2 protein-coding genes are annotated in these 536 nt (G+C 34.9%); both read right to left on the reverse strand.

Annotation, left to right across the window (positions count from 1 at the left end):
- A partial coding sequence (locus V3W49_RS23030) for a hypothetical protein (RefSeq protein ID WP_500148307.1) occupies positions 1–246 on the reverse strand: 246 nt, incomplete at its 3' end.
- A 68-nt stretch (positions 247–314) separates the two neighbouring features.
- On the reverse strand, positions 315–536 hold a 222-nt coding region (locus V3W49_RS23035), incomplete at its 5' end, for a hypothetical protein (protein ID WP_500148308.1).

Consider the following 536-nt stretch of genomic DNA (forward strand, 5'->3'; position numbering starts at 1 on the left):
TGATATCACCACGCTATTTTCATCTCGAATTTGGATAATGTAAGCAAATTTTTGATCTCGGTCTTGACCATTTGAGAGGTCAGCCATTATCATTACTTGTTGAGCTACAGTTACCTTGCCTTCATCTTGGGAAACAAGCTGTGCATTTTGTATGGTGGTATCATCATAGACTACAGCAAATACTGCATTATTTAGTAGGAGAAATATCGGAAGGAGAGCAAGAGGATAACTATTCAATGTAATCATTTAGTGTTGGTGAGATAAGTATTTTGAATTTACAGTTCGTATCTAATGTAAATAAAATTAATTTTTCTCTAGTTTTTTTGGCTTTGCCACCACTCCTCAAACCTTGTGCACTTGTTTTGTGAATTTAGCTTTACCAAAAAAATTCCATCAAGCTTGATCTGTATATTTTGGTTACGCAAAAATGATGCTGCAAAGTGTGCAATTCCAGTGTTTTGATTTACAGCAAGGATTTTGTATTGAAAGGAAATGTCTTTTTGTGTCTGGGTCACTCCTTGCCAGTATTGTATGAT

Origin of the sequence: Rosenbergiella sp. YN46 (genome assembly GCF_036620675.1) — a bacterium.
Taxonomy (GTDB): Bacteria; Pseudomonadota; Gammaproteobacteria; order Enterobacterales; family Enterobacteriaceae; genus Jejubacter.